The sequence below is a fragment of the Niveispirillum sp. FG156 genome (genome assembly GCF_057809555.1).
The window spans coordinates 25,323-50,794 of the sequence record NZ_JBMDKE010000050.1 but is presented as its reverse complement, the minus strand read 5'-3'; the positions used below and the strand labels follow the sequence as shown (position 1 = coordinate 50,794).

The 25,472-nt window shown below is 63.6% G+C and carries 27 protein-coding genes, 1 pseudogene and 1 other annotated feature; of the genes and pseudogenes, 18 read left to right on the top strand and 10 right to left on the bottom strand.

The window, feature by feature from the left end; all coding sequences use genetic code 11:
* The 3 genes and pseudogenes from ACODSP_RS24900 to ACODSP_RS24890 form a co-directional block, all read right to left on the bottom strand.
* A partial coding sequence (locus ACODSP_RS24900; protein WP_488968228.1) for a transposase occupies positions 1 to 467 on the bottom strand: 467 nt, incomplete at its 3' end.
* A 42-nt stretch (positions 468 to 509) separates the two neighbouring features.
* Positions 510 to 1,123, bottom strand: a pseudogene (locus ACODSP_RS24895) (IS3 family transposase); the annotation flags it as partial.
* Positions 735 to 853: a sequence feature (AL1L pseudoknot), on the bottom strand. It overlaps the preceding pseudogene by 119 nt.
* 386 nt (positions 1,124 to 1,509) lie before the next feature.
* Complete coding sequence (locus tag ACODSP_RS24890) at positions 1,510 to 2,025, bottom strand: MarR family winged helix-turn-helix transcriptional regulator (RefSeq protein WP_488968227.1); 516 nt, start codon at positions 2,023 to 2,025, stop codon at positions 1,510 to 1,512.
* Positions 2,026 to 2,200: 175 nt separating this feature from the next.
* Here ACODSP_RS24890 and ACODSP_RS24885 point away from each other — a divergent pair, with 175 nt between their 5' ends.
* The 4 genes from ACODSP_RS24885 (at position 2,201) to ACODSP_RS24870 (ending at position 6,781) form a co-directional block, all read left to right on the top strand.
* Positions 2,201 to 4,534: a TonB-dependent receptor gene (locus ACODSP_RS24885; RefSeq protein ID WP_488968226.1), complete on the top strand. Its 2,334-nt coding sequence runs from the start codon at positions 2,201 to 2,203 to the stop codon at positions 4,532 to 4,534.
* A gap of 8 nt (positions 4,535 to 4,542) precedes the next feature.
* The gene (locus ACODSP_RS24880) at positions 4,543 to 5,325 is read left to right on the top strand and encodes a cyclase family protein (RefSeq protein WP_488968225.1); all 783 of its coding nucleotides are present in this window, start codon (positions 4,543 to 4,545) and stop codon (positions 5,323 to 5,325) included.
* Positions 5,322 to 6,290, top strand: coding sequence for a fumarylacetoacetate hydrolase family protein (locus tag ACODSP_RS24875; RefSeq protein ID WP_488968224.1), 969 nt, complete (start codon positions 5,322 to 5,324; stop codon positions 6,288 to 6,290). The genes ACODSP_RS24880 and ACODSP_RS24875 overlap by 4 nt, the downstream gene beginning before the upstream one ends.
* A 140-nt stretch (positions 6,291 to 6,430) precedes the next feature.
* Positions 6,431 to 6,781 (top strand): YceI family protein, encoded by a 351-nt coding sequence (locus ACODSP_RS24870; RefSeq protein WP_488968223.1) that lies wholly within the window; start codon positions 6,431 to 6,433, stop codon positions 6,779 to 6,781.
* Between the two features lie 189 nt (positions 6,782 to 6,970).
* Here the strand turns inward: ACODSP_RS24870 and ACODSP_RS24865 are convergent, their stop codons facing one another.
* Positions 6,971 to 7,651: a TetR/AcrR family transcriptional regulator gene (locus tag ACODSP_RS24865; protein ID WP_488968222.1), complete on the bottom strand. Its 681-nt coding sequence runs from the start codon at positions 7,649 to 7,651 to the stop codon at positions 6,971 to 6,973.
* Between the two features lie 112 nt (positions 7,652 to 7,763).
* On the opposite strand from ACODSP_RS24865, the gene ACODSP_RS24860 reads away from it, so the two are divergent.
* From ACODSP_RS24860 to ACODSP_RS24845, 4 genes are all read left to right on the top strand, one after another.
* Entirely contained in the window at positions 7,764 to 8,951 is a 1,188-nt protein-coding gene (locus ACODSP_RS24860) for an acyl-CoA dehydrogenase family protein (protein WP_488968221.1), read from the top strand.
* The gene (locus ACODSP_RS24855) at positions 8,948 to 9,985 is read left to right on the top strand and encodes a phosphotransferase family protein (protein WP_488968220.1); all 1,038 of its coding nucleotides are present in this window, start codon (positions 8,948 to 8,950) and stop codon (positions 9,983 to 9,985) included. The genes ACODSP_RS24860 and ACODSP_RS24855 overlap by 4 nt, the downstream gene beginning before the upstream one ends.
* Positions 9,982 to 10,323, top strand: a complete 342-nt coding sequence (locus ACODSP_RS24850; protein WP_488968219.1) for a DUF6285 domain-containing protein — start codon at positions 9,982 to 9,984, stop codon at positions 10,321 to 10,323. The genes ACODSP_RS24855 and ACODSP_RS24850 overlap by 4 nt, the downstream gene beginning before the upstream one ends.
* 119 nt (positions 10,324 to 10,442) lie before the next feature.
* Positions 10,443 to 11,768 carry an aromatic ring-hydroxylating oxygenase subunit alpha gene (locus ACODSP_RS24845; protein ID WP_488968218.1) on the top strand — a complete coding sequence of 442 codons (1,326 nt, stop codon included), beginning with the start codon at positions 10,443 to 10,445 and terminating at the stop codon, positions 11,766 to 11,768.
* Positions 11,769 to 11,771: 3 nt separating this feature from the next.
* On the opposite strand, the gene ACODSP_RS24840 is transcribed toward ACODSP_RS24845, so the two are convergent.
* Both ACODSP_RS24840 and ACODSP_RS24835 read right to left on the bottom strand, forming a co-directional pair.
* Entirely contained in the window at positions 11,772 to 12,503 is a 732-nt protein-coding gene (locus tag ACODSP_RS24840) for a TetR/AcrR family transcriptional regulator (RefSeq protein ID WP_488968217.1), read from the bottom strand.
* A 91-nt stretch (positions 12,504 to 12,594) separates the two neighbouring features.
* Positions 12,595 to 12,909, bottom strand: coding sequence for a 2Fe-2S iron-sulfur cluster-binding protein (locus ACODSP_RS24835; protein ID WP_488968216.1), 315 nt, complete (start codon positions 12,907 to 12,909; stop codon positions 12,595 to 12,597).
* 108 nt (positions 12,910 to 13,017) lie between these two features.
* Between ACODSP_RS24835 and ACODSP_RS24830 the strand changes: the two genes are divergently transcribed.
* The 3 genes from ACODSP_RS24830 (at position 13,018) to ACODSP_RS24820 (ending at position 15,157) form a co-directional block, all read left to right on the top strand.
* Complete coding sequence (locus ACODSP_RS24830) at positions 13,018 to 13,827, top strand: enoyl-CoA hydratase/isomerase family protein (protein WP_488968215.1); 810 nt, start codon at positions 13,018 to 13,020, stop codon at positions 13,825 to 13,827.
* 118 nt (positions 13,828 to 13,945) lie between these two features.
* Positions 13,946 to 14,359: a nuclear transport factor 2 family protein gene (locus ACODSP_RS24825; protein ID WP_488968214.1), complete on the top strand. Its 414-nt coding sequence runs from the start codon at positions 13,946 to 13,948 to the stop codon at positions 14,357 to 14,359.
* Positions 14,360 to 14,368: 9 nt separating this feature from the next.
* Complete coding sequence (locus tag ACODSP_RS24820; protein WP_488968213.1) at positions 14,369 to 15,157, top strand: SDR family oxidoreductase; 789 nt, start codon at positions 14,369 to 14,371, stop codon at positions 15,155 to 15,157.
* 6 nt (positions 15,158 to 15,163) lie between these two features.
* On the opposite strand, the gene ACODSP_RS24815 is transcribed toward ACODSP_RS24820, so the two are convergent.
* On the bottom strand, positions 15,164 to 15,931 hold the full coding sequence (locus tag ACODSP_RS24815) for a TetR/AcrR family transcriptional regulator (RefSeq protein WP_488968212.1): 768 nt from the start codon (positions 15,929 to 15,931) through the stop codon (positions 15,164 to 15,166).
* Between the two features lie 281 nt (positions 15,932 to 16,212).
* Here ACODSP_RS24815 and ACODSP_RS24810 point away from each other — a divergent pair, with 281 nt between their 5' ends.
* From ACODSP_RS24810 to ACODSP_RS24795, 4 genes are read left to right on the top strand one after another with little or no spacing between them, the layout of a single operon-like run.
* Positions 16,213 to 17,181 (top strand): thiamine pyrophosphate-dependent dehydrogenase E1 component subunit alpha, encoded by a 969-nt coding sequence (locus tag ACODSP_RS24810; protein WP_488968211.1) that lies wholly within the window; start codon positions 16,213 to 16,215, stop codon positions 17,179 to 17,181.
* 15 nt (positions 17,182 to 17,196) lie between these two features.
* The gene (locus ACODSP_RS24805; RefSeq protein ID WP_488968210.1) at positions 17,197 to 18,210 is read left to right on the top strand and encodes an alpha-ketoacid dehydrogenase subunit beta; all 1,014 of its coding nucleotides are present in this window, start codon (positions 17,197 to 17,199) and stop codon (positions 18,208 to 18,210) included.
* A gap of 19 nt (positions 18,211 to 18,229) precedes the next feature.
* Positions 18,230 to 19,813 (top strand): dihydrolipoamide acetyltransferase family protein, encoded by a 1,584-nt coding sequence (locus ACODSP_RS24800; RefSeq protein ID WP_488968209.1) that lies wholly within the window; start codon positions 18,230 to 18,232, stop codon positions 19,811 to 19,813.
* Positions 19,814 to 19,823: 10 nt separating this feature from the next.
* Positions 19,824 to 20,330, top strand: coding sequence for a nuclear transport factor 2 family protein (locus tag ACODSP_RS24795; RefSeq protein ID WP_488968208.1), 507 nt, complete (start codon positions 19,824 to 19,826; stop codon positions 20,328 to 20,330).
* A 96-nt stretch (positions 20,331 to 20,426) separates the two neighbouring features.
* On the opposite strand, the gene ACODSP_RS24790 is transcribed toward ACODSP_RS24795, so the two are convergent.
* Both ACODSP_RS24790 and ACODSP_RS24785 read right to left on the bottom strand, forming a co-directional pair.
* Entirely contained in the window at positions 20,427 to 21,572 is a 1,146-nt protein-coding gene (locus ACODSP_RS24790) for a thiolase family protein (protein WP_488968207.1), read from the bottom strand.
* A gap of 28 nt (positions 21,573 to 21,600) precedes the next feature.
* A complete protein-coding gene (locus tag ACODSP_RS24785) occupies positions 21,601 to 22,011 on the bottom strand; it encodes a Zn-ribbon domain-containing OB-fold protein (protein ID WP_488968206.1) in 411 nt (136 codons plus the stop codon).
* A 187-nt stretch (positions 22,012 to 22,198) separates the two neighbouring features.
* Here ACODSP_RS24785 and ACODSP_RS24780 point away from each other — a divergent pair, with 187 nt between their 5' ends.
* A complete protein-coding gene (locus tag ACODSP_RS24780; protein WP_488968205.1) occupies positions 22,199 to 22,960 on the top strand; it encodes an SDR family NAD(P)-dependent oxidoreductase in 762 nt (253 codons plus the stop codon).
* A gap of 20 nt (positions 22,961 to 22,980) precedes the next feature.
* A complete protein-coding gene (locus ACODSP_RS24775) occupies positions 22,981 to 23,739 on the top strand; it encodes a ThuA domain-containing protein (RefSeq protein ID WP_488968204.1) in 759 nt (252 codons plus the stop codon).
* A 4-nt stretch (positions 23,740 to 23,743) separates the two neighbouring features.
* Here the strand turns inward: ACODSP_RS24775 and ACODSP_RS24770 are convergent, their stop codons facing one another.
* Positions 23,744 to 24,085, bottom strand: coding sequence for a Rieske (2Fe-2S) protein (locus ACODSP_RS24770; protein ID WP_488968203.1), 342 nt, complete (start codon positions 24,083 to 24,085; stop codon positions 23,744 to 23,746).
* Positions 24,086 to 24,263: 178 nt separating this feature from the next.
* On the opposite strand from ACODSP_RS24770, the gene ACODSP_RS24765 reads away from it, so the two are divergent.
* Positions 24,264 to 25,469 (top strand): acyl-CoA dehydrogenase family protein, encoded by a 1,206-nt coding sequence (locus ACODSP_RS24765; protein ID WP_488968202.1) that lies wholly within the window; start codon positions 24,264 to 24,266, stop codon positions 25,467 to 25,469.
* The last annotated feature ends 3 nt before the right edge of the window (positions 25,470 to 25,472 follow it).

Genomic DNA, 25,472 nt, shown 5'->3' with positions numbered 1-25,472 from the left:
CCCAGGATCGAATCACGACAGCCAGCCCGACGGAAGGGGGTTTTCCCGCACCCTGCTAGGTCCGCCGACACCTCGATCCCGTACAGTTCCCGCAGGTGACCGGTGATTTCCCGCGTCGACATACCCCGCGCATACATCGAGATGATTTTCTCATCAAAGCCGGGGAACCGCCGCTGGTACTTGCCGATCAACTGCGGATCGAACGTTGATGCCCGGTCGCGCGGGATCGACAGCTCAACCGAGCCCGTATCCGTCAGCACCGTCTTGCGGCCATAGCCGTGGCGCCGGTTACCGCTCTCGTCACCGCCAAGATGGTGATCCATCTCCGCCTTCAACACCCGCTCCGCCAGCGCCTTCTTCAGCTGATCAAGCAGGCCATTCTGGTCAAAAGCCGCTTTCGCGTCTCCGCCAGCCAGCAACTGGTCCAGGAGGGCATCGGGGATAATAGGGTCCTTGCGTCGTGCCATCGTGAAGCTCCTTTCGCTTCAGTATGGCCCAGCCGAGCACGGAATTCCTGATAGTCCCCCCATCTCCCGCATCAGCCGCGCGACCGTACAGCGCGCCACCTCGATGCCCTCGCGCTGCAACTGCCGCCACACTTTACGCACTCCATAGACCTGAAAATTCTCGTCGAACACCTGCCGGATATCGGCTTTCAGCCCAACATCGCGCTGTGCACGCGCCGACAGTTTGGCCGGATCAGCCTTGAGAGCCGCATGCAGGCGCACAGTTGACGGGGCGATTGGCAAAACATCGCAAATCGGCTCGACCCCGTATTCCTGGCCGTGGGCATCAACAAAACCCAGCATCATTTCGGAATCGGCGGTCGAGCTCAGCCATCGCGAAATAAGCCGACGCCTTGCGCAGAATCTCATTCGCCTGGCGCAACTCCCGGATCTCCCGCTCCTGGGCCTTCAGCTTCTCCAGCACATCCAGCGGAACGCCTGCCCGGCTGCCGCTTTCAACCTCAGCCTTCTTGACCCATTCGCGCCGAACTGCAAATCTTGGACGCCATGGACGACACCGCCGCCCATCGCGACGGGTGATCCTTCTCATGATCCAGAACCAGCTGAACAGCCTGCTCACGGACCTCGGCTGAAAATTTGTTCGGTGTCTTGCTCATCGTAGCCCCATCCTCTCAGGAGTTGGAGCCGCCGACAATCCAGGCGCGGTTCAGTTTGCATCCGCCCGACGAGCTTGATGCCGTCGGTTAAGGTCGCCCACCCACGGCGCCGAAACTGACGGCACGGGTAACCGCCCTGGTCGCCACGACGGAAAAGGCTTATGTCGCCAACGGCCTGCCGCCCAAGAACATTAGCGACCGTATCGGCAAGCAGCTACGGGTATTGCAGCGGTGCGTCGGACCCCATCATCGCCCAGGCCCTGGCTGCGGTGGATACCGCTGGCCTTTCGCCCATCGCCGCCCAGGGGTTCAACCCGCTCCTGGCGGAATATCGGTAAGCACCTGAAGCTGGAATGCCCGCCGGCGATGATGCCGGCGGGCATTTTTTATTCGTCATCCATACCCGGCTGCAAACCCGCCCCATCGGCGAACAGCAGCTTTTGCAGCAACCGCACCAGCGTCGCATGGTCGTCGGTGCCCAACCGGTCCACCAGTGTCGCAGCCCATTCATCATGGATAGCGTGCAACCGCACCAGGGCCGTCCGCCCCGCCGGGGTCAGCGCCAGAACCTTGGCCCGCCGGTCGGCGGGATCGGCGTCACGCGATACATATCCCCGCGCCACCAGATCATCGACGCGCTTGACCAGGTTGGTCTGGAGAATGCCCAGCGCCTCCCCGATATCGGTCAGACGGCAGGTGCCATTGGCCTCCAGCAGCGCCAGGATCGAATAGAGGTTCGGCGTCAGGTCCATTTCGGCGAAGCGCTGGACGAAGCCGCGATGGATATATTGCCTGGCTAGGCTGATCAGGAAGCCCAGCGTCTGATCCAACTGTGCCGGCCGCAGGGCCTCCACCCTGGCCAGCGGCTCCTCGCCGCCAGGCATCGTTCCCGCCTTGGCCATCCGCCCCTCCCCGTTGAAGCCCTACGCGATCCTTCGATAGCGCCATCGTCATTCCCCGACAAGGACTTACACCCTGGATACATTTGGCGCCAGAAGTTTATTGACATAAAATTATAATGACATAATATCATTATCTAGCTGACAACCTAAATGATCAGCTTCAGGGGAGGACAATATGCGCAGCGTTTCACCGTGCCGTTCGCGGCAGCGGACGGCTTTCTACGCCACCACGGCATCGGCTTTCATCCTTGCGACCCTGCCGGCCCTGGCCCAGGAGCAGGCCGGTGCTGGCCCGCTGGAAGAGATCGTGGTCACCGCCCAGAAGCGCCGGGAGAATATCCAGGACGTGCCCGTCGCCGTGTCGGCCCTGACTGGCGAGGGGCTGGCGGAGAACAATGTCCGCACCCTGCAGGATTTGTCGGCCAGCGTGCCGGGCTTCACCGTGGCGGCCAATGTCAATTACGGGTCGGCACCGATGTCGATCCGTGGCGTCGGCGGGGCCAATGGCGGCGGCAACGTCTTCGCCGATGAACCGGTGGCCACCTATGTCGATGACGCCTTCGTCGGCCGGCTGCGCATGTCCACCGCCGATCTGGTCGATGTCGGGTCGGTGGAGGTGCTGCGCGGGCCGCAGGGCACGCTGTTCGGCCGCAACGCCACAGCCGGCGCGGTGCTGCTGCGCTCCGCCGCGCCCACGGAACGCACCGAGGCCTATATCAACAGCTCCTATGCCAGCTTCGATGAGAAGAAGCTGTCGGGTGCGGTGTCCGGCGCCCTGAACGAGGATGCCACGCTGCTGGCCCGCGCCGCCTTCGGTTGGTCCGACCGCGACGGCTGGGCCAAGAACAGCGCCGGTGGCCGTCTGGGTGGTGGCGACAGCTTCACCGGACGCCTGTCCTTTCGCGCCAAGCCGGTGGAAGGGCTGGTGGTCGACCTGATCGGCGAATATATCGACAGCCATGTCGAGCCGGCGACCATCGCCGTGGCCGACGTCTCGGCCTTCCGCGATGCCGCCACCAATCCGACCGGCACCAATACCGTATACCCTTATACCCCCCGCCCCGGCCTGGACGCGTTGGTCGACCATGACCGGTTCGCGCAGAATTATCCCACCTATTCCGACGTCACCGGCCACAACGCCACATTGAAGCTGGAATGGGACCTGGACGGGGTCGTCCTGAACAGCATCTCCAATTATCGCGAATGGGAACTGACGGGATCGCAGGACAGTGACGGTACCGCCATCGACCCGCCCACCCCCGCCTTCGTCACCGGCAATGTCCCCAATATCGGGGAGAATGACGGCCATCTGGTCGACAGCCAATGGTCGCAGGAACTGCGCCTGTCGTCGGGTGCCGACAGCGCCATCGACTGGATCCTGGGTGCCTTCCTCTATCACGAGGATAACCGGATCGACCCGATCCGCATCCGCAACTGGCTGGCCGGGCCCGGTGGTGCGGGCACGGAGGTCAGTTTCAACGCACACCAGAAGACCGACAGCTGGGCGCTGTTCGCCGATGCCAGCTATGACCTGACCCCTTCCTTCACGGTGAAACTGGGCGGGCGTTACAGCCATGAGGAAAAGGATTTCACCAACCGGCAGACGGTGGTGACGATCAACCAGTTCGACCCGCCCGGCCCCACCTTCTTCGCCGCCGGCACCCTGCTGGCCGCCCCTCCCGTCTATACGGCCACGCAAAGCTGGAACAATTTCTCCCCCCGTGCCGTCGCGCAATACAAGTTCAGCGACGATGTCATGGCCTATGCCAGCTATTCCAAGGGGTTCAAGAGCGGCGGCTTCAACGCCTTCGGTCTGGCGTCGGCCTTCAAGCCGGAAACCATCGAGGCGTTCGAGGGCGGGGTGAAATCCACCCTGCTGGACGGGGCCGCCCGGCTGAACCTTGCCGCCTTCCACTATGATTACCGCAATTTGCAGGTCCGCACGCCGGTGCCCACGGGCGGCGTCGGCATCCAGACGGCGGATGCCGCCACCTCGCGCGGGTTCGAGGTGGAGACGACCTGGTATCCGCTGGACGGGCTGCGCCTGGACGCCAACCTGGCCTATCTGGACGCCACTTTCGACCGGGGGGCGGTATCGGCAGTGCAGGTGGCCAGCTTCGTGTTCGGCACCAACCCCGCCGTAGTACAGGAGGACATCAGCGGCAACCGCCTGACCCGTGCACCCAAATGGCAGCTCAGCCTGCAGGCCCGCCAGGAATGGGAGCTGGCATTCGGCACCCTGTCGGCCCAGGTCGGCTATCGCCACCATAGCAGCGTGTTCTTCCTGGAGACGCAGCAGGACAAGAGCACATATCGCGGCGACGCCTGGTCCAACTGGGATGCCCGCATCGCGCTGAAGCCGGGTGACGGCACGTGGGAGGTGGCGGCCTTCGTCCAGAACATCACGGATGAGCGGCATTTCTCCCAGATCACCTCCTTCTTCGGTCTGCCCAACGGCGCCCTGAACGAACCGCGCAAGATCGGGGTTCAGGTCAACTGGAAATATTGAGGCCCGGCATGCGCCCGACCTTCATCGACCTGTCGATCCCCATCGACAATGATTTGGTTACCGATCCGCCGCCCCTGCGACCGCGGATCACTTACCAGACCCATGAGCAGACGGCCGGCGCGCTGGCCGCCTTCTTTCCGGGCCTGAAACCGTCCGACCTGCCGGATGGCGAGGGCTGGGCGGTGGAGGATGTGGCGCTGACCACCCATAGCGGCACCCATATGGATGCCCCGTGGCATTACCATTCGACGGCCGGCGGCCTGCCATCGCCGACCATCGATCAGGTGCCGCTGGACTGGTGCCACCGACCGGGCGTGAAGCTGGATTTCCGGCACCTGCCGGATGGGCATGTCGTCACCGCGGCGGAGGTGGCGGCCGAACTGGACCGGATCGGCCATGCCCTGCGCCCGCTGGACATCGTCATCGTCAATACCCGCGCCGGCGCCGCCTATGGCGGGCCGGACTACGTGGATAGCGGCTGCGGCATGGGGCGGGAGGCGACATTGTTCCTGACCAGACGCGGCGTGCGCGTGGTGGGTACCGACGCCTGGTCCTGGGATGCACCGTTCAGCCATACGGCCCGGCGCTTTGCCCAGACCGGCGATGCCTCCATCGTCTGGGAAGGCCACAAGGCGGGGCGGGAGACCGGCTATTTCCAGATGGAGAAGCTGCACAATCTGGAGGCCCTGCCCGCCACCGGCTTCACCCTGATCTGCTTTCCCGTGAAGATCACCCGCGCCAGCGCCGGCTGGTGCCGCGCGGTCGCCCTGCTGCCGGGAGAAAGCCAGTGAAACTCGCCACCCTCAAGGACGGCACCATGCACGGCACCCTGGTCGTGGTGTCGCGCGACCTGCACCATGCCGTCAGCGCCCGCCATGTCGCCCCGACCATGCTTGACGCGCTGCGCAGCTGGGGTGCGTCGGAGGCGCCGCTGCGGCGTCTCTACCAATCCCTGAACAGCGGCGGGGCGGGCGGCTTCGCCTTCGATCCCGGCCAGGCCATGGCCCCGCTGCCCCGCGCACCGCAATGGCTGGACGGGTCCTGCTTCCTGAACCATGGGCGCCTGATGGCCCGGGCCTTCAAGCTGGACCGCGATGTCGATACGAACACGCCCCTGGTCTATCAGGGCGCGTCGGACGATTTCCTGGGTGCCTGCGACGACAGCCCCCTGCCCAGCGAGGATGATGGCATCGATTTCGAGGGCGAGTTCGCCATCATCACCGGCCCCGTCCCCATGGGCTGCAAGGCGCAGGAGGCGGAGCGGCACATAAGGCTGGTGACCATGGTCAATGATGTCAGCCTGCGCGCCTTCGGCCCGCGCGAGATGGAGGGCGGCTTCGGCTTCATCCAGGCCAAGCCCAGCACCGCCTTCGCCCCCGTCGCCGTCACGCCCGACGAGTTGGGCCCGCACTGGCGCGACGGGCGCGTCCATCTGCGCCTGCGCGTGGAATGGAACGACGAATGGTTCGGCCATCCCCATGGCGGGGAGATGGATTTCAGCTTCCACCGCCTGATCGAACATGCCGCCCGCACGCGCAAGCTGTCGGCTGGCACCATCATCGGCTCCGGCACCATCTCCAACGCCGATCCCGACGCGGGATCGGCCTGCATCGCCGAACGCCGCGCCATCGACGTGATCGCCGGCCGTTCCCCCAGCCCCTACATGCGCTTCGGCGACAAGGTGCGCATCACCGCCCTGGCACCCGATGGAAGCATCCCGTTCGGCAGCATCAGCCAGCACATGGTCGCGGGTTGAGACCGACACGGTCCCTCAAACGCCGGGCGGGCATATCCGTGCCCTTGGGCTTACGGCGCATGAGCGCCGGGCCGGCAGTCGCCGGCCTCCAATCAGCAGGCTGATTGGCATCACTCCCCATTCATCACCAGGAGGATGCGATGACGCATCTGCACCGTTTCACCCGTACCGCCCTGGTCATCCTGTCGCTGGCCGGGGCCGTCCCCGCCGGAGTGGCAGCCATGGCGCGGTTCCAGGCCACGGGCTTCACGCCGCTGGGGGGCGACCGGTTTGAGGCCAAGGGCACGCTGCGGCTGCGCGGTACCGACCGGCCGCTGACACTGCCCTTCACCATGACCATCCGCGACGGGGTGGCCCATGCCGCCGGGTCGGTGCCGCTGTCCCGCCTGGCATTCGGCATCAGCCAGGGGGATTGGGCAGCCACCGACATCGTCGCCGACGCCGTGACGGTGGCGTTCGACATCACGGCCCGGCAAAGGCCCATGCCCTAAAATTCAGTCATCTGTATAAAATTCAAACCCGACGGCGGGTGCGCTTCGGCGGTTCCGCCGCCGGCAGGGCAGGCACGCTCAGACGAGCGACCATGAATTGCACCATCTCGCGACATCCCCTGTCGATCATGATCTGCGTTCTGGCGTCGAAATCCCAAGTATCAAAGTGATCACCGCCCCACATCATGGTCAACGCAGCATCGCCCCCACCGCCTGGACAAGGGCGGTAACGAAGGCGTCGGGATCGACACCGCGACGGCGGTATTTGCCGCGCTTGACATACCAGTCCTGCAGCATGGGCTTGATCAGTGCTGCGGCCATGGTCGGGTCCTGCGACCGGAAGCTGCCCGTCTGGATGCCATCGGCAATGACATCGCGCAATTGCGCCTCCGTCCACAACTCACTTTCAATCGCCATGTCGCGGCCCTGCTTGCTGAAGGCCTTGGCTTCCATGAAAGCGAAGACAAACCAGGGGCCCATGCGTTCGGTCAAATAGACATGCCGCGCGATCAGGGCGCGCAGACGCAATCCCGCCTCCCCCTTGGTCACGTCCGGGGTGGTCAGCACCTGTTGGATGGCATCCACCACCTGCCCCAGGATCATCAGCAGCAGCGTGTCCTTGCTGTCGAAATAGCTATACAGCGCGCCCATCGACAGGCCCGATTGTTCCGACAGGTCGCGCAGCGAGGTGGAATGAAAGCCCTTGCGGTTGGCCAGCGTCAAGGTCGTGTCGATGATGCGGCCCAGATTGGTGATGGCCGTATCGGGCCGGCGCACCCGGATGGTTGCCTGGTGCCGGTCCAGGATGCGCCGGCACAGCGCCTCCATCGACAGGTCAAATTCCTGCTGGAACGTCTGGTAACTGTCCATGCCCTCCCCCTTCACCGCCATCGCATAACATGGACCGCATTGCCCGCGAAGCCGAAACAGGATATAGAGCGAGCGCTCGCTCGTTTTTATGAAAGGGTCGGAAATGGATTTCATGCTGCCGCCCGCGCTGGACGAATATCGCCAGCGCATCCGTGACTTTGTTGAAACCGAGATCCTGCCGGTGGAAGCCGACCGCGCCAATTGGGATGAGCATGAGAACATCGCCGAAAAGCCGCTGGCATCTTTGCGTGCCAAGGCCAAGGCGGCAGGTCTGTGGACCCTGCAACTGCCCCAGGACGCCGGCGGCCAGGGATTGCCCTTCGTGGGGATTGCCGCCTGTTATGAAGAGATGAACCGGTCGATCTTTGGCCCTGTCTGCTTCAACGCCGCCGCCCCGGATGACGGCAATATGCGCCTGCTGCACCAGGTGGGGACCCAAGCGCAGAAACGGCGCTGGCTGGACCCCATCGTGTCGGGGCAGGTACGGTCGGCCTTTGCCATGACGGAGCCGCATCCCGGTGGCGGTTCCGACCCGACCATGATGCGCACGCGGGCCGAACGTCGCGACGGGCGCTGGGTCATCCATGGCCATAAATGGTTCATCACCGGGGCCGGCGTCGCCCAGCATTTCATCCTGCTGGCCCGCACATCCGACGACCCGCGCAAGGGTCTGACTGCCTTCCTGTTCGACCGGGACCAGCCCGGATGGCGCATTGAACGCCGCATCCCCATCATGGGACCGGAAGAACATGGCGGCCATTGCGAGCTGATTTTCGACGGGTTGGAGGTCGCGGATGAAAACGTGCTGATGAATGTCGGCGATGGGCTGAAGGCGACGCAGATCCGTCTGGGACCCGCCCGGCTGACCCATTGCATGCGCTGGACGGGCCTGGCCAAACGCTGCCTGGAAATCGCCGGCGCCTATGTCAAGGAACGCCACAGCTTCGGCATGCCTCTGGCCGACCATGAAGGGGTGCAGTGGATGCTGGGCGAAGCGGCCATGCAGATCGAGATTGGTCGTCTGCTAACCATGCGGGCGGCCGCAGAACTGGACCGGGGCCATTTTGCCCGCAAGGAAGTGTCGATGGCCAAGGTGCAGGTGGCCGACACCCTGTCCCGCGCCGTCGATACCGCCATTCAGCTGTGCGGTGCCCGCGGCTATTCCCGCGACACGGTGCTGGAATGGATATACCGCTATGCAAGGCAATCCCGGCTGGTTGACGGCGCGTCAGAAGTTCACAAGATGGTGTTGAGCCGGTCGTACCTAGCGGAGGGCGACGGGTTCTGGGGGTGGGCGTGACCGCCCCCCTGACGCCGGAGCAGGTGGCGCACCTGTCCGACTGGCTGGTTCGTCAGGCGGAGGCGGGGTCGGTGCGGGTGAGCGACCTGCGGCGCCTGTCGGGCGGCGCTATATCCATCAATCTGGCAATGGACCTGACGATCGCGGGAGGCACTCTGGCTGGCACCCATGCCACCGTGTTCCGCGCCGGTTCGCCCAGCGGGGTTTCAGCCAGCCTCAGCAAGGCACAGGAGGCGGTCGTGCTGCAGGCCGCGTTCGCCGCCGGGGTCACGGCCCCCGAACCCCTGTTCGTAGAAGAAACCGGCAGCCTGCTGGGCACGCCCTTCTACATCATGCGCCGGGCCAAGGGTGTGGCAGCGGGTCATCGGCTGGTCAAGGCTCCGCCCAATGCCGCCCTGGCGCATGATCTGGGCACACAGTTGGGCCGGCTGCATGCCATCCGGCCCAATGTGGCGGGGAGTGCGGCTGGGCTGGATTTCCTGCCCTTGCCCACAGGCGGTATCGTCGATGAATGTCTCACGGCCTATCGTGGGTGGCTGGGTGAGGTGGCGGATCGTGACCCGACCATCGCCTATGCCCTGCGCTGGCTTGACCGGCGGCGACCTGTCACGGGCGATCTGGTTCTGTCGCACCGTGATTATCGTACCGGCAATTATATGGTGGATGAGGGGCGGTTGACGGCCATCATCGACTGGGAATTTGCCGGATGGTCGGACGCGATGGAAGATATCGGCTGGTTCTGTGCTGCCTGCTGGCGCTTCGGCCACCGCGATCGGGAGGCCGGCGGCATCGGCGACCGGGCCAATTTCTATGCCGGATATGAACAGGCCTCGGGCCGAACCATCAACCATGCTGCGGTCGGATGGTGGGAAGTGATGGCCCATCTGCGCTGGGTCGCCATCGCGGTACAGCAGGCGATGCGGCATGTCTTCGGCGCTGAACCCTCGCTGGAACTGGCGCTGACCGGGCGAATGCTGCCGGAAATCAGTTACGACATGCTGCAACAGATCACACGGATGGAGGCGGCCCCATGATCCCTGACCTGCCCGATGGCCCCAACCTGCTGGAAACCGCGCTGCGCAGCCTGCGGGACGAACTGTTGCCGCATCTACCCGATCAAGCCCGCTATACCGGCCTGATGGTGGCCAACGCCCTGTCCATCGCCCTGCGCGACTGGCGGGCCGATGCGGTGCGGGCCGGGATCGCGGAGCAGATCCGCCATCTGACCGGGCGAGAGGATGCGGCGGCGCTTTGTGCTTCCATCCGAGCAGGTGATTTTGACGCGCCCGACCGTGATGCCATCCTGCGTCAGTCCCTGTTGTCCATCACCCGCGCGCGGTTGTCGGTCGATAATCCAAAGGCCCTGGCCTGATACACCCTGCTGACCCGTTGACGGCAGCCGGCCATTGGCCATAGAATGATCAATGACTCACCAATCATAAAAAATATGCGGCAACAGGCCGCCTGATGGAACAGCGGAGGATGCAAGCCATGTCCCTGATCAACAACCAGCCGCCCCGTGCCGCCGCAGAGCCCTCTCCGCCACCGCCGAGCCTGCGCGGTGACCCGATCACGGGCAACCGCTATACCAGCCGGGAATTCATGGCGCTGGAATGGGAGCGGATGTGGACCCGCGTCTGGCATATCGGGGGCTGGGCGGCGGACCTGCCGGAACCGGGCGATTACATCACCCATGAGATCGGACGCGAGAGTATCCTGATGGTCCGGCAGGAGGATGGGTCGGTCGCGGCTTTCTATAATGTCTGCCCGCACCGGGGTAACCGGCTGGTGCATGGCGATCTGGGCCATGCCAAGATTTTCACCTGTTCTTACCATTCCTGGCAGTTCGACCGGGCGGGAACCACCTGCCGCGTGCAGGATCCGGATGATTTTCCGCAGGGAAACCCCTGTGGCAAGGTCAAGCTGTCGGCCATCCAGTGCGAGGTCTGGGGCGGGTTCGTCTGGTTCAATATGGACCCCAACGCGCCGCCGCTGCGCCAGTTCCTGGACCCTATTGCCCCCCAGTTTGAAAAATACAGCATGGATGGTCAGGTGCGCGTGCTGTATCTGACGGCAGAGGTGAATTGTAACTGGAAGATCATCCACGATAATTTCAATGAAAGTTACCACCTGCCGACGCTGCACCCTGAACTGTCGACCTTTATTGAGGATGCGTACCAGGACACAATGTTCGACCTTTATGCATCTGGCCATAACCGGATGCGGATGAAGGGCGGGCTGCCATCAAAGCGGGCACAGAGTGTCACGGATGTGGCGCAACCGCTGGATGATATCCTGCGGGCCTGGGACCTGGACCCTGCCGCATTCCAGGGCCATGCCCGTGATGCCCGCCAGGCCTTGCAGAAACAGAAACGCCGCCTGGGCACAGAACGTGGCTTTGCCCATTATGATCTGCTGGATGATGACCAGCTGACCGATTATCACCATTATACGCTTTTCCCCAATGTCTCCTTGACCATGAGCGCGGATGGGTTCCAGCTGCTGCGTCCGCAGCCGCACCCGACGGACCCGGAAAAATGCATCTTCGACCATTGGTTCATGGTCCCCGCCGTGCCGGGGCAGACGGAGGCAATGACCCCCGTCGGCCCCCGCCCCCTGGCGGAAGCAGAACATGAAATCTTCAAGCATGGCGACCAAACACTGGGTTTTGTCGCCGATCAGGACCTGTCCATCGCGGTGGGGCAGCAGTTGGGCCTACGCTCACGTGGGTTCAAGGACGCCTATCTGACAGGACAGGAGGCGCGGGTGCGCCGGTTCCACGAGATGATCAATGACTATATCGAGGGGCGCCGGTGACGTTCACGCCTCTGCCACCGCTTTGGTGCGGCGGCGGGCAGCAGGTTTGGCCGCCGGTTCCGGCGCGGGTACCTGCTCCTGGGCCGCCAGGAACGGGGCCAACGGGCCGGCCTTCAGCCCGTTGGCGACAAAGCGCAGATAGGTGTCCAGGATTTCCGGTGACAAGGGCTTGATCTTGCCGTCGACGGCGCAGAATCGCATCAACAGATATGACCGCGCGCCCATCAGCATGCTCGCCACCCGTTCCAACTCCTGATCACTATACAGCGGCGGGTCCTGATCCTTCAGGCTGCGGCGCAGCGAACGGACATAACGTTCCACCAGCATGTCGATATGGGCGCGGAAGGCGGCGGGCGCAAACAGCTCCGCCTCCATCATCAGCCGGTACATATAGGGATGGGCCACCAGATAGGCGAAATTCGCCTCCAGCCCCCGACGCTCCACCTCCAGCAGCGAGGTGGCGTTGCGCACAGCATCGCTGATCTTGTCCAGCATGCGCGCACCCAGCGTCGGCAGCAACAGATCGAACAATTCCTGCTGCGACTTGAAATGCAGATAGAAGGTGCCGTGCGCCACCTTGGCCTTGGCCGTAACCCGCGCGATGGAACAGCCGGAATAACCGTAGCGTCCCACAATCTTGGCCGCCGCCTCGATCAAGGCCAGACGCGTGGCTTCATTCCGCTCCGCCTTCTCAACAGACGGCTTGCGTTTCCGGACCTGTGCGCTTGCCCCCACCGTCAATACTCCCTGCCCCTGAACCGATCACGGGCCGGATACCGGCCCTGCTCCCCTTCAAGGTAATGATAGCAACGGTTGGGGCAAGGGTTCAATCATCCGGGGCAACAACGATGGACAGGCCGGCCAGCGCCGCTACCACGGGGATCTGACAGGCCAGACGCGATTGCGCCGCCACGTCAGGCAAATCGGCCAGCAACGCCGCCTCATCCGCGCTGATGGGCGGAAGCTGGTCGGGGCCGGCATTCAGCACATGGATGTGACAGGTGCCACACGCCATGTTGCCCCCGCAAATCCCCGCCACCGACAAGCCGGCATCGCGCAGGGCGACCATCAGGCTGTCGCCATCGGGGGCGTCAAGATTGTGCTGGGTTCCGTCGCGGTCGGTCACCTGGATCAGGGTCATGGCGCTTCCTATATTGACTTATGATTCATTGATCACAATTATGCAACCCAACGGCGACGTCAAGCCCCCGGTTGATGCCGGGGCGAACGGGATGGACAGGGGGGACGCATGACCGGGACAGGAATGGTCAGCATTGAACGACGGGGCGCGGTGGCACAGGTCACCTTTGACCGACCGGCGGCGCTGAATGCCTTGAACATGGCTCTGGCCCAAGCGCTGGACCAGGCCCTGGCGGGGCTGGAGGCTGATGCAACTGTGCGTGCCATCATCCTGACCGGTTCGGGACGGGCCTTCATGGCCGGCGGTGACGTGCGGGAATTCGCACAGACGCTAGACGCACCCGCCCTGGAACGCCGGTCCTATTTCAACCGCCTGATTGACCACGCCCATGGCGCGGTACAGCGCATCTGGCGTATGCCCAAGCCGGTGATCGCCGCCATCAACGGGCCGGTTGCCGGGTTTGGCATCGGGCTGGCGGCAGCATGTGACATGTCCATCGCGGCAGAAGGGGCCGCCCTGTCGCTGGCCTATTGCCATCTGGGCGCCACACCCGACGGCGGCGCCACTATGACCCTGCCGCATCTGTGCGGACTGAAACGGGCCAGCGAACTGGTGATGCTGGGCGACCGGATCAGTGCCATCGACGCGCGGGATCTGGGCCTGCTCAACCAGGTCGTGACGGCAGAGGCCCTGCCCGCCACGGTCGAGGATCTGGCCCAGCGTCTGGCCAATGGCCCAATGGGCGCGCACGCAGCGGCGAAGGCGTTGCTGCGCGGGCCGCTGACCGCCGCTTTCATGGCACAGCTTCTCGCCGAAAAGGAACAGTTCGCCGCCCGCGCCGACAGTGCCGAATTCGCCGAGGGACTGCGCGCCTTCCTGGCCAAACGCCCGCCGGATTTCGTGGGCAGCGGTGCTTGACAAGCCGAGGCACATCACACATTGTGACTGCCGGATCATTATTCATAAATGACGCGCCGATCGCCGCATAAACCGGCCCGGCACAGATCAGAAATCACACAGAAATCGGGAGGAAACGATGCCGTTCACGGGACCGGTGGAGGACCGTCTGGCCATCCGCGAGTTGAACGAAACCTATGCGGATGCCGTCAACCAGCACAATGCTGAGGATTGGGCCTCGACCTGGGCCGAGGACAGCTTCTGGTGCCTGCCGCATGTGCCGGGCATGGAAAAATTGTCGGGCAAGCAGACCATTGTCGATGCCTGGGTGGCGGCGATGAAACATTACCCCGACATCGTGTTCCTGGTGTTGCCGGGTTCCATTGTGGTGGAGGGCGATCAGGCGACAGCGCGCATGTACACAGCTGAATCCTATACGGACAGCGAGGGCGTGGCGCGCCGCACCCATGGCCAATATGACGACATTCTGGTGAAGATCGATGGCCGCTGGGCCTTCAAATCCCGCACCTTTTCCGTCCGCTATTGGGTCTGAGGGGGCATCATGGGACGTCTTGCCGGCAAGGGCGCCATCGTCATCGGGGCTGCCAATCGTGACAATATGGGCCAGGTCATCGCCCGCCGTTTCGCCGCCGAGGGGGCGACCGTCCTGGTCGCCGGTCGCAAGCGGGATGAGTTGGAGCGGCTGGCCGCTGAGATTGGCGGGCATGCCGCGACCTGCGACATCACCAGCCGGGCGGAGGTGTTTGCCCTGGCCGATTTCGCCAAGGAAAAGCTCGGCCATGTCGATATCGCCCTGAACGCCACGGGCTGGGGCCTGCTGAAACCCTTCCTGGAAACGACCGAGGAAGAGTTTGACCAGATGAGCGCGCTGCAGTTCAAGGGGCCGTTCATGTTCTATCAGGCGGTGATCGGCGCCATGGACCGGGGCGGGTCGATCATCCAGATCAGTTCCGCCACCGCGACCATCATGCTGAACGACCATGCCGCCTATATGGGGGCCAAGGCCGGGACCGATCACCTCATCCGTGTCGTGGCCCATGAATTCGGGCAACGCGGCATCCGCGCCAATTCCATCTCCCCCGGCCTGACCGCCACACCGATGACGGCGGGCCACATGGCCATTCCCGGCCTGACAGAGGCGTTCCTGCCGGAGTATCCGCTGGGCCGCATCGGCACGTCAGAGGATATTGCCGCCGCTGCAATCTGGCTGGCCTCGGACGAATGTTTCATGACGGGGGAGAATTTGCAGGTCAATGGCGGCCTGACCCTGCGCCGCAACCCGACGCGAGAAGAAGTAGCGGCGTCCATTGCCCAGGCGGCGGGGGGATAAGCCCCCCTAGTCCCCTGCCAGTTTGCGTTTGCGGCGCGGCGTCAGGGTTACTACCTCTGCCGTCGGCGCCGCCATCTCCTTGGCGGGCATTTCCAGCTTCGCGCCCAGCCCTTCAGCCACGAAGCGCAGGTAGGTTTCGGTCAGTTCTGGTGTCAGCGGTTTCAGGCTGTTGCCCTGAACACAGAAACGGGTCAGCAGATAGTAGCGTGCGCCCAGCAGCATGGAGATCACCGCGTCCAACTGGTCTTCGGTGAAGGCGGGTGCGCTTTGCGCCGCCATGGAGCGGCGCAGGGATTTTTTGTAGGGCTTGGCCAGTTCCTCAAAATACTGGCGATAGGCGACGGGGGCGTAAAGCTCTGCCTCTGAGGTCACGCGGTGCAGATAGGGATGCTGCACCAGATACTCGAAATTGGCCACCAGCCCGCGATGTTCCAGCTCGATCAGGCTTTTGCTGTCGCGCACGGCCTTGCCGATCACCTCCAGCATCTCCGTGCCCAGCGCCGGCAAAAGCTGGTCGAACAAATCCTGCTGTGATTTGAAATGCAGGTAGAAGGTGCCATGCGCCACCTTGGCCCGGGCAGCCACCCGCGCGATGGAACAGCCGGCATAGCCGTATTTGCCGATGACGCGCGCCGCTGCATTCAGCAGCCGCATCCGCGTCTCTTCATTCTTCTGCTGCTGCGCCTCCGACCGGCGACGTCGGCCGGGGGCAGGTTCGGCGTTGGGATCAGTGTCGGCGGCAATGGCGTTCGGTTTCGGCTTTCGCGGCGGCACGTATTCACCCCGTCCTACAAAATTAATGACTTATGATTCTAAAATCATTTTGTCACATAATCCACCCCACCGCAATCCACCGCCTTGTCCGCCGCAAAATTCCGCAACGCCACCGGATGGGCCGTTGACGGCAAGGGGATGCAGAGATACATTGACTAATGAATCAAAAATCATTGTTGGGAGGGTCAGGGCAACAGCCCAGTGCCGCGCGCCAGACCGGGCCGATCATGGCCCGCCAGCGTGGCATCCTGACACCTGCCTGACGCAACAGGGAGATTTCCATGCAGATCAGCCGCGAGCAGATGCTGCGCGCCTACCGCCAGATGGTGACGATCCGGGAATTTGAGGAACGGATCCATGTCGATATCCAACGCGGCGGCATTGCCGGCTTCACCCATCTTTATGCCGGCCAGGAAGCCGTCGCCGTCGGCGTGTGCGAACACCTGACGGAGAAGGACAAGATCATCAGCACCCATCGCGGCCATGGCCACTGTATCGCCAAGGGCTGTGACGTCATCGGCATGATGAAGGAGATTTATGGCCGGCAGGGTGGGTTGTGCAAGGGCAAGGGCGGATCCATGCATATTGCCGATCTGGACAAGGGCATGCTGGGTGCCAATGGCATTGTCGGGGGCGGCCCCCCCATCGCCGTGGGCGCCGCCATCACGGCCAAGGTGCTGAAGACCGGCGGTGTCGCCGTATCGTTCAGCGGTGACGGGGCCAGCAACCAGGGCACGGTGTTCGAGGCCATGAACATGGCCGTGGTCCTGAAAGTGCCCAAGATTTTTGTGTTTGAAAACAACGGCTATAGCGAACATACCGGCTTCAGTTATGCGGTCGGCAGCAAGGATATCGTGCGCCGCACCGAAGGGTTCGGCATCCCGGTGTTCAAGGCCGACGGCTTTGATTTCTTTTCCGTCCATGAGGCGATGCGCCAGGCGACCGACCTGTCGCGCAATGGCGGCGGGCCGTGCGCCGTCTATGCCGAATGCACCCGTTTCTTCGGCCATTTCGAAGGTGATCCGCAGCTTTATCGCGCCAAGGATGAGGTGGCGCGGCTGCGGGCCGAGAATGACAGCCTGAAGATCTTCCGCCAGCGGGTGACGGAGGCTGGTCTGCTGCCCGGCAGCGATCTGGATCAGGTGGAGGACGAGGTCCGCGACCTGATCGACCGCGCCGTGCGTGAGGCGGTGGCCGCCCCCGCCCCCACAGCAGCCGACGTGCTGTCCGACGTCTATATCAGCTATTGAGCGGGAACCTGACCCATGCCCAAAATTTCCATGCGCCAGGCGATCAATGACGCCCTGCATCTTGAAATGGAACGTGATCCCCGTGTGATCGTGTTGGGGGAGGATGTGTCCGGCGGGGCCGGCGGCACATCGGGTGAGCGCGAGGCCGCCGGCGGTGTTTTTGGTCTGACCAAGGGGCTGCTGCCCCGGTTCGGCGAGGATCGGGTGATCGACACGCCGATTTCTGAAAGCTGCATCGTGGGCGCCGCCAATGGCGCGGCGCTGACTGGCCTGCGCCCCGTGGCAGAGATCATGTTCGCCGATTTTGTCGGCGTCTGTCTGGACCAGTTGCTGAACCAGGCGGCCAAGTTCCGCTATATGTTCGGCGGCAAGGCGCGCACCCCGCTGGTCATCCGCATGACCTGTGGTGGGGGCATGAATGCGGCGGCCCAGCATTCGCAGACGATCTATCCCATGCTGACCGCCATTCCGGGCCTGAAAATCGTGGTCCCGTCCAATGCCTATGACGCCAAGGGCCTGCTGCTGACCGCCATCCGCGATGATGATCCGGTGATCTTCTTCGAGCATAAATCGTTGTATATGGATGAATGCGAGGTGCCGGACGGGGACTACACGATCCCGTTTGGCGAGGCTGCCATGGTGCGCGAAGGCGAGCATGTCACCGTCGTGGCCCTGGCCCGCATGGTGCCGCTGGCCATTGGCGTGGTGGACCGGCTGGCGGCGGAGGGGATCAGTTGCGACCTGATCGACCCGCGCACGACCAGCCCGCTGGATGAGGAAACCATCCTGGAAAGCGTGCGGGCCACGGGTCGGCTGGTGGTGGTGGATGAAAGCCCACCGCGCTGCTCCGTTGCCGCAGATATCGCCGGCATGGTGGCGGAAAAGGCCTTCCACCATCTGAGGGCCCCGATCATTCAGGTGACCGCCCCCCACACCCCCGTGCCGTTTGCGCGGGAGTTGGAGGCGGCCTACCTGCCCTCGCCCGAGAAGATCGAAGCGGCAATCCGCAAAGTTCTGAAAAGCCGCTGAGCCAAGGGGTTACGACGCGATGAACGCCATCACCCCGATCATCATGCCCAAATGGGGCCTGGAAATGTCGGAAGGGACGATTTCCAACTGGCGCGTGACGGAGGGACAAACCCTGTTGCGTGGCATGGAAATAGTCGATATCGAAACCGCCAAGATCGTCAATACGCTGGAATCCGATCTGGAAGGGGTGATCCGCCGGCTGGTTGCCCCGGTGGGGCAGACGCTGCCTGTCGGCGCCCTGATCGCCATCGTCGCCGATGCCGGCGTCACGGATGCGGAGATCGACCGGTTTATCAAGGGCGGCCCCGCCCCAGAGCCGACAGCCGGACCGGTGACGGCTACGGCGACGCCAGCCGAGGTCGTGAGCGAACCTGTGGCCGCCAGCGATCCCGATCTGGAAGGCCGTAACGACAAAGTGGCTGCCACGCCCATCGCCCGGCGCATCGCCAACCGCCATGGGCTGGACCTGTCGCGCGTGACGGGTACAGGCCGCAATGGGCGGGTCAATCAGGAGGATGTAGAGGCGTTTCTAGCCATCCACCCTGCCCCGGCACCCGCCGCAACGTCCACCGCGCCCATCCCACAGGCCGCGTCGGTGGTGGAGAAGAATAGTGACGTCCATGCCACGTCGCATGCCAAGCGGCTGGCCAACCGGCTGGGCATCGACCTGACCCGGCTGTCGGGGACGGGCCGCCATGGCCGGGTAAATGTGGACGATGTGGAGCGGTTTGCCGCCGCCAACGGTCTGGCCCCGGCCCCCGTGGCAGGCGCCAGCCCCCCCGCAGGTCCGGCAGCACGCAAGCTGGCCGCCGATCTGGGCGTGTCGCTTTCCGCCGTGACGCCGACGGGGCCGAAGGGCCACGCCACGAAGGAGGATGTGCGCAACGCCGCCGCAGCACCCGCCGCCAGCGCCATGGGGTCCGGTGACGATCTGGTCCCGCACAGCGCCATGCGGCGCGCCATCGCCACAGCCCTGACGGCAGCCAAGCGGGACGTGCCGCATTTCTACCTGACCGCCGACATTCTGATGGATGATCTGCTGGCCCTGCGCGGGCAGTTGAACGGCCTGCCGGGGCAGAAAATCTCCGTCAATGACTTCATCATCCGCGCATCGGCCCTGGCCCTGCGCGATGTGCCGGATGTGAATGTACAGTTCACGGCAGAAGGCATGCGCCGGTTCGCCCAGGCCAATATCGCCATTGCCGTGACGATCGATGGGGGACTGGTCACGCCGGTGCTGCGTGATGCCGGCGCCAAGCCGCTGCGCAGTATCGCGGCGGAAGCAGTGGCGCTGGCCGGTCGGGCCCGCGACCGCCGCCTGACGCAGCAGGACCTGTCCGATGGCACCTTCGCCATCTCCAACCTGGGGATGTTTGGCATCCGGGATTTCCAGGCGATCATCGCCCCACCGCAGGCCGCCATCCTGGCCGTCGGCGCCACGCGGCGGGAAGCGCAGGAAAACAGCGACGGCGGCGTGCAGTTCCGATCGGTTCTGTCGGTCACCCTGTCCTGTGACCACCGCGCCATTGATGGTGCCGTTGGCGCCCGCTTCCTGTCCGCGCTGCGCCAACACCTGGAACAGCCCTTGGGCTTGTTGAGCTGAGGAGGGTGTGATGATGAGTGAGATGGAGACCCTTCTGGCCAAACAGGCGCTACATGAACTGAACATGGCCTATAACCGGGGGGTGGACCGCGCGGATGAGGCCTTGCTGCGCAGTGTCTGGCACCCCGACGCCACCGTTGATTTCGGCTATTTCGCGGGATCGGCGGCGGAATTCTGTGGGTTGGCCGTGGGGGCAACCGGCGGTCTGGCCCGGTCCTTCCATATGGCCGGCAATGAATGGTTCGATGTGCGGGGGAACCAGGCGGTGGGTGAGGTCTATAGCCTTACACTCGCCGCCGCATCCGGGGCCGATACGGACAGCATGCTGTTTGGCCGGTATCTGGACCGGTATGAACGGCGGAACGGTGTCTGGAAATTCAGCTATCGACACTATCTGATGGACTGGAATGCCAGCCCGCCACGCAGCCTGTCCTGGGACCAGGGGGTGTTCGCACTGATGAAACATCGGGGTGGGCATGCACCCGGCGACGCGGTCTATGCATTGTGGAATTCATGAATCCGGGCGGTCCACAGGTGACCCAGGCTTGACCGCCCAGATCAACCTATTCCGTCTTCCCAGCCGCAAACGGCGAGGAAGACGGAAGACTTTCCCCTACCGCGCCAGGATGGTCACTGCCGACACGCCGGGCGCACCATAGACATGGGTATAGCCGGTGCAGACCTTTTTCGGCACCTGCCGCGCACCGGCGTCACCGCGCAGTTGCAGCGCTGTCTCATAGACCTGTCGCAGGCCGGATGCGCCGATCGGTTCGCCGTTGGCCAGGCAACCGCCATCGGTATTGACCGGCAGTTTACCGTCGAGACGGGTCATGCCGTCACGCAGCCATTTCTCCTGCTCCCCATCCTTGCAGAAGCCGTTTTCAGCCATATGCATGATCTCCGCCCCGCTTTCGGTATCCTGAAGCTGGGCAATGTCGATCTCTTCCGGGCCGATCCCGGCCATGGCAAAGGCACTGCGGGCGGCGATAGGGGTTGCCCCCTCCCCATCCTCCACCGACAGGCTGGGGCTGAACACCTCGAACGAGCCGGCCCCGCGGGTCCGCATGGCGGCGGCTTTCAGCCAGACCGGATGGCGGCTCAGTTGCGCTGCCTTTTTCGGGCTGGCCAGGATCAGGGCCACTGCCCCTTCGCCGGGGGAACAGAACATATATTGGCGCAGCGGATCGCTGATCATGGTCGACTGCGCAATCTCTTCATAAGAAAGTGCGCGGCGACGCCAGGCATGGGGATTCAGCGCCCCGTTGGCGAAGGCTTTCTCGGCCACCCGGATCAGGGCATCGTCGGTGATCCCATGCAACGCCATGTAACGTTGGATCTTCATGGCAAAGAACTGGGTGGTGAGCGCAAACCCGACCTCCCCATACCATTCCGGCAGGCCCCAGTCGGCGGGCCGTACCCGGAACGACCCCTGTTCATGCTTGTCAAACCCGACTACCAAGCCCAGATCATACTGGCCCGACCGGATGGCGCCATAGGCGGAAATCAGGGCGGAACCGCCCGTGGCACAGCCATTGGCGACATTGATGAATTGCAGGCCGGTCAGTCCCAGCTCTTCCACCATCGTGTCGGCATTGCCGCCATCCTGACTGCCGCCATAAGCGAATTGCACATCGCCCCAGCCGATATCGGCATCGGCCAGCGCCGCACGCACGGCAAAGGCGCCCTGTTCCAACCCTGTGCGGTCCGGTGTCCGCCCGAACGGGTGAATTCCGATCCCGACAATCGCCACATCCGACATGGACCAACCCTCCCTTTTCCGCTTTTTTTCAAATTGCCGGCTGGAACGCGTACATCAGCAGGTCCCGGCCCTGTTCATCGCGGAACAGCGGCCGGATGGTCAGACGCAGGCGCATGCCGATGCGCAAATCCTCCGGCGCGCAATCGACCAGCCGCGTCTCCACCCGCACCTGCCCCGGCAACTCGACATAGCCCACGGGAAAAGGCTGGAACTCCGCCTTTGTCTCCCGGCCCAGATAGGGGGGCTGCTTGGGCAGGAAACGCTGAACGGTCCAACTCCACAGCACCCCTTCGCGGGCCAGTTCGACCGGTTCCTCCCCCGGACGTCCCATGAAGGGAAAGCGGATGCGGCCCCGCCCGTCGATACCGCCGATCAGAGCCGGATCATCGCTGGGCCAGGTGAAGACATTGTCGGCAAGCGGCCTGCCCTCCATCGCCATGATGGTTCCTCCGTTCCTTTGCCATTTTCGGGAATGATCAACAGCACGGCCACGCCGGTGCGTTGACTTTTGATTCATCAGTCATGATAATGGCGGTGACGCGGGTGCTTGTCAATCATGCAGGGTTCTGCAGCCTGACCCGCAATAATCAAAATCTGGCATCACGGACAGGACGGGAGGAGTTTCGATGGACCTTCGGCTGAAAGGGCGCAAGGCGCTGATCACCGGCTCCACGCGCGGCATCGGGCGGCGCATTGCCGAAGCACTGGCGCACGAGGGCTGTGCCGTCGCCATCGGAGCGCGCAAGATGGAGGAGGTAGAAGCGGCGGTGGCCGATCTGTCTAACTTGGGCGTAAAAGTGGTGGGTGCCGCCATGGATGCCGCCGATGCAGAATCGGTGAAGTCCTGGGTCACGCGCATGGGCGGGGCCCTGGGCGGGATCGACATCCTGGTCCCCAATGTCTCTGCCGGCGGCGGCATGAACGGGGAGCAGAGTTGGAACGACGCCTACCAGATTGATGTGCTGGGCACCTTGCGCGCCATTGAGGCCGCTCTGCCGGCGCTGGAGGCATCGGGCCACGGCGCCATCACCATCACCGGGACCACGGCGGCGGTGGAAACCTTCATGGCGCCCATGGCCTATAATGCCATGAAGGGTGCCTTGATCGTGCATGCCAAGCAATTGTCGCAGACACTGCTTCCCCGCGGCATCCGTGTCAATGTCGTCTCCCCCGGCCCCATTGAATTTCCCGGCGGCGCCTGGGAAGGGATCAGGCAAGGGGCACCGGATCTGTATGCCGCCACCGTTGCAGCCCAACCATCCGGACGCCTAGGCACCCCAGAGGAAGTGGCGGCCTGCGTCGCCTTCCTGTCCAGTCCGGTCGCCAGCTGGGTGACCGGCGTCAATCTGGTGGTTGATGGCGGCTATACCAAGCGCGTGCAGTTGTAACGACCGGTGGGGGAACCGACATGTCCAGCAGGATCGACGTCTATCTGGTGGCCGGCGGCAAATACCATGACATCAATTTCGCCCGGCTGGAGCTGCTGAAGCTGCTGGCCGAGCATGAGGATATAAGGGTGGAGGTGGGGCCGGATTACAGCTGTATCGATGAGATCGAGGCGGCGGATATCCTGGTCACCTATACCTGCGATGTGACACCCACGCCTGAACAGCAGGCCGGCCTGCGCCGGTTCCTGGCCAAGGGGGGGAAATGGTTCGCCCTGCATGGCACCAACTCCGTCATCAAATTCCTGGATGATGGGCGCATCGACTGCCCGGACCTGGATGCCGATCTGTCCGATATGCTGGGCAGCCAGTTCCGCGCCCATCCACCTATCTGCCGCTATGAAATCCAGGTGACGGACAGCAACCATCCGTTGGTGCGCGGCCTGAAGAATTTCTGGGTGGAGGATGAATTGTATCTGGGGACCTACAGCCCCGGCAACCACACCCTGCTGCATACACGCTGGGGCGGCAATTGCGCGCCCTTCGTGCAGGAGGACTGGCGGGAAGCTGACCATCCCGTCCTTTACCTGCGCGATCATGGGCAGGGTCAGGTCCTGTATCTGGTGCTGGGCCATTGCCGGGGTAAACATGACCTGCGCCCGCTGATGGAGGAGCACCCCCATAATGAGCGCTGTTCATGGCAAAGCCCGGTCTTTTATGAGCTGCTGCGCCGGGGCATCCGCTGGGCAATCGGTGGCGGAACGGGCGAGCCCGCGTTCTGACCCCCTACCCTTTCATCCCCACCTGGACCCGCCCATTCTCCACCCTGACCGGGAAGCAGGTGAGCGGGCGGTAACCGGTACCGCCCAGGGCGCGACCGGTGACCAGATCGAAACGGGCGCCATGCAGGGGGCAGGAGATACTGTTCTGACGCAAGCGCCCCTCATGCAGGGGGGATTCGGCGTGGGGGCAGCGGTTACGCAGCGCAAACAGGCCGCCCGGCGCACTGCACAACAGAACCTCCTCCCCCGCCACCGTGAACAGCCGCATCTGGCCAGACGGCAGATCATCCATAGAGGTCACGTCATGGAAGGTCAGATCCTGGGGCAAAGTCTCACTCTGCATCATCACACCTTACGCGAAAGCGGTTTGGAACAAGAGCTTCCGAAGGGAAGTTTCGTTGATCATTGAATCATCAGTCAACGTAAAAATCATAGCAAGGCCTCCGCAGACCGTTGACGAAGCCCCGACATCGCACTAGTCTGATTTGTGACTCACCAATCATAACAAAAACCGGAGGAAGGCCATGTTGGGGATCGACCTCATGCGCGACCCGGCCATCCAGGCGTTCCGGGCGGAGGTGCAGCGTTTCTGCACAGAGAGCCTGCCCCAGGATATCCGTGACAAGGTACTGGCCGGCCAGCATCTGGATAAATCCGACTATGTGCGCTGGCAGAAAATCCTGTTCGAAAAGGGCTGGATTGTCGGTCACTGGCCGCGCCAGTATGGCGGACAGGATTGGACCCCCCTGCAACGGGCGATTTTCGATGATGAAACCAGCAAGGCGGGCGCGCCCTGGCTGACGCCGTTTGGTGTCTGCTATGCCGGGCCGGTGATCTATACCTTTGGCAGCCCGGCGCAAAAGGACCGGTTCCTGCCCGGCATCCGCAGCACCGATACCTGGTGGTGCCAGGGTTATTCCGAACCGGGGGCCGGGTCGGACCTGGCCAATATCAAGACCCGCGCCGTGCGTGATGGCGACCACTATGTCGTCAATGGCCAGAAGACCTGGACCACCATGGCGCAATGGGCCGACATGATGTTTGCCCTGGTCCGCACCAGCAATGACGGCAAGCCGCAGAGCGGCATCTCCTTCCTGCTGATTGATATGAACAGTCCGGGCGTCAGCGTGCGCCCCATCATCAGCATTGATAAATGCCACCACCTGAACGAAGTGTTCCTGGACGATGTCCGGGTGCCGGTGGAAAATCTGGTAGGAGAGGAAGGTCGCGGCTGGACCTATGCGAAGTTCCTTTTGAACAATGAACGCCTGCTGGGCGCGGAGGTCGGCAAATCCACCCGCCTGCTGCATCAGTTGCGCCAGACCCTGGCCGATCTCCATGATGGTGGTCGTCCCCTGTCGGATGATCCGCATTGGCGGCGACGGCTGGGGGAGTTGCGCGCCCGGCTGCTGGCGCTTGAGGCCGTGTGCAACGAATATCTGGCAGCGGCGGAGGCCGGGTCGACGCCGGGGCTGGAAGTATCCGCGCTGAAAATCATGGGATCGGAATTGATCCAGGGGATCACCGGCGCCATGGTCGATGCGCTGGCCGTCAAAGGGCTTGTCTATCAGACAGCGGCACTGGAACCCGGCTGGCAGGCGCCCCTGGTGGGTGTGCCGGGCGCCCCCGGAATGGTCCGCGAACATCTGCATGACCGCGCCACCACGATCTATGGTGGGGCTAATGAGATCCAACGCAACATCCTGGCGAAGGCCGTGCTCGGCCTCTAGGGA